General features: G+C 26.1%; 2 protein-coding genes. One reads left to right on the top strand and one right to left on the bottom strand.

Translation table 11 applies throughout. From position 1 onward, the window contains the following. The coding region (locus HMPREF0202_RS15320) for a hypothetical protein (protein ID WP_023052380.1) at positions 1–320 on the bottom strand (320 nt) is incomplete at its 3' end. Between the two features lie 402 nt (positions 321–722). Here HMPREF0202_RS15320 and HMPREF0202_RS07025 point away from each other — a divergent pair. Continuing rightward, positions 723–1674: GmrSD restriction endonuclease domain-containing protein (locus tag HMPREF0202_RS07025; RefSeq protein WP_023052379.1), on the top strand; the 952-nt coding region annotated here is incomplete at its 3' end.

Genomic DNA, 1674 nt, shown 5'->3' with positions numbered 1-1674 from the left:
TCGTAACTTTTCATTACGAAACGTGTCGCACTGTTTAAATAATCATTTTCTATGTAATCATTTTTAAATTGCTCAGTAATTTCTTTTTTATCATTTCTAACTTTTATAGAAACTACATCTCCTCTTTTGTAAATGTTAGAAAGTGCAAGTTCTACTCTTGAAACACAATAATTTTTTAAAGTTTGTTTTTTATGGTATTCCTCTGAATATTTACAGATGTATTTATCGACTATATTCACAGCGTTTTTTAATATCTCATCTTTGGAACATTCTTTTAATACGATAAATTTTAAAGTTATTTCCTTATAACTTGAATTCATTTGACACTTCCGTATCTATCTCTATTAAAATCAAGTTTACAATATGTTTATACTACATTTTTTATTTTTCAAAATTTTAAGTATTACGATGGTTGGAGTTTAAAAAAAGTTCGTCCGGTGGATTTTTAAATGACGGAGATTATAGTTGAAAGATTGAGAAATTTATTTCGCCTAAATTTTTAAAATTTATGATAGACGATATGTCTTTTATAGTTACGAGCTTATGTGGCCGTGGGCATGAGGTCATAAGACCGAGTAGAGAAGAGACCCATTCCCCAGAGCCGCCGTAAACAACGGACTAGCTAAAGCGAGGCGAGCTATTTTTATATTCTTATTTAGATTTACATAACTAATTATAAATGATATTATTTAATTAGAAAGAATAAATATTTGGAGGAGAATATGGAAAATTTATTAGATGAAGAAGTAAAAATTGAAGAAACTTCAGAACCAGAAAACGTAAATGAAGAAAATATAGATAACGAAAATAAAAAAGAAGAAGTTACAAAAAGTGAGATTTTAGATACTCTTTTTAAAAAAAATAATATAAGTTACAGAGATAAAAACTATAGTATTGATTGGCTTGTTGATAGACTAGGCAGTGGGAAGTTTAGTATGCCAAAGTATCAAAGAAAATATGTTTGGAATGAAACGCAAGTAATAGCTTTAGTTGTTTCAATTTTAAAAAAATTACCAATTCCAAAATTATATGGATATTATACAGAGGCTCAAGGTGAGAATCAAACAACTTTAGTTATTGATGGGCAACAGAGATTAACAAGTTTGTTTATGTTTTATTGGGGGATTTTTCCAAAAAATAAAAGTAAAAGAATAGCTTATGGACCGGAATTACAAACCATAGCAGAATTATGTAAAAAGTATTATGAAAATAATGATCAAGATGCTAAAAAAATATTAGAAAAAAAATATAAATTAGATGTTGATTATAAGTTTATATATAAGACAAATGAACTATCAGACAATCAGTTAGAATTAAATTTAAGTTATAGACATAAAGATACAAAATTAAGTCATCAAGAAAAGTTTAGATTTATGGATAGAGAGTTGGAGTTTTTGATAGTTGAAGGAAACGATTATTCAGATGCAGTTGAATTATTTAGATTATATAATGGAGGAGGAACTCCTTTAGAACCTCAAGAGATAAGAAATGGTATTTATCAAAATATTTTATTATATAAAAATATAAATGAATATAGTGACAGTATTTTATTAGAAGACGATAAAGAAGGTTTAAAAATCAGTAATCTTAAAAATAAAAATTGGATTAAATTTAGTGGAGTTGTTGAATCAAAAAAAGAGATTCAAAGATTATTTCAATTTTTATCATATTATT

This window comes from Cetobacterium somerae ATCC BAA-474 (genome assembly GCF_000479045.1).
Lineage (GTDB): Bacteria > Fusobacteriota > Fusobacteriia > Fusobacteriales > Fusobacteriaceae > Cetobacterium_A > Cetobacterium_A somerae.
Note: the sequence above shows the minus strand (reverse complement) of the source record. Positions and strands in the feature narration are given on the sequence as shown.